Origin of the sequence: Lamprobacter sp. (assembly GCF_034860625.1) — a bacterium.
GTDB lineage: Bacteria > Pseudomonadota > Gammaproteobacteria > Chromatiales > Chromatiaceae > Lamprobacter.
The window spans coordinates 1-1,161 of the sequence record NZ_JAYESN010000575.1; the positions used below are offsets into that span (position 1 = coordinate 1).

1 protein-coding gene is annotated in these 1,161 nt (G+C 60.2%); it reads right to left on the reverse strand.

Translation table 11 applies throughout. From position 1 onward, the window contains the following. Positions 1–1,161 (reverse strand): AAA family ATPase (locus tag VBE63_RS29905; RefSeq protein ID WP_323686601.1); only part of this gene is annotated, 1,161 nt, incomplete at both ends.

Consider the following 1,161-nt stretch of genomic DNA (forward strand, 5'->3'; position numbering starts at 1 on the left):
GCGCTGCTGAAGACGAGGCCGACCTCAAACAGCCCCTGGCCTGGTGCTTGCCGGTATTTCTGGCTGTAACCGCGTGCCTGGATCTGCGCCAGGGCTGGGTTGGTGGTAGGCGTTGCTGGAGCATTAGCCGCTAGCTTAGAGCCAGAACCGGAGCCAGAGCCAGAACCGGAGCCAGAGCCAGAGCCAGAGCCAGAGCAGAAGGCTGGGGCCGCGCTGGCCGGATTGCCAAGCAGAGCAGGCGAGTCCTCGCTTGCCGCCGTGACAGCTGTTGCCGGAGCTGCTGCTTGGGCTGTGACTGACGCTGCGGTGATGACGTTCGGCTCTCGATCATGCTCACCCTTGCCGCGCGCATCACGCACCAATTTGATCTCGATGACGTAGATGTACCCGGCAAGCTTGAGGGTCAGATCGACCTGACCATGATTGGTCAGATCTTCTGGAATGATCTCGGCATCCAGGCTGGCGAAGAAGGCATAGAGCACACTGGCATAGTAGCCCTCGGCATCGGGGAGGTCGTTGCCGGTGAAGTTGCGCCAGGGGATGCTGGCGAACAGGCGCTTGATGAGGGCAGTCAGCCCCGGCAGATCACCGGCGATCAGGCTGTCATAGAGGCCATCCTGCAGCCGTATACGCGTCTCTTCGAGGCCGGTGTAGCCGCTGATGAACTGATCGTTGAGCGCCAAACGGACCTCTTGGTTGGGCACCTTGAGCCTAAACATCAGGCGACCCCGACGGACCTCTGTGCTGACCACGGTCAAATACCCGGCCTGAAACAGCAGGGTCACCGGATTGATGCGCTCGATGTCGAAGGCATCCAGAATCTCTTCGCTGACTTCAAGCTGTTCCAGATCCGGCAGGAAGTAGCGTCGTTGCTGAAACAGCTTGATCAGGAAGCTCGGGCTGCCGGTCTCGAACCAGTAGTTGCGATAGCTATGGCCCTTGTCGATGAACAGCAGGATGTCGTAGGGGTTGTAAACCGGCTCGCCCAAGAAGCCGTAGCCGTTGTACCAGCGCCGCAGCTCCTCCCAATCGACACCGGTCAGATGCTCGGCAAAGGTCGTCTCCAGGTCGTGCTGGGTGTAGCCACAGAGGGTCGCGTACTGCGGGTCGAGGGTGATGTCGTTGAGCTGATTGAGTCCCGAGAACAGGCTGACCTTGCTA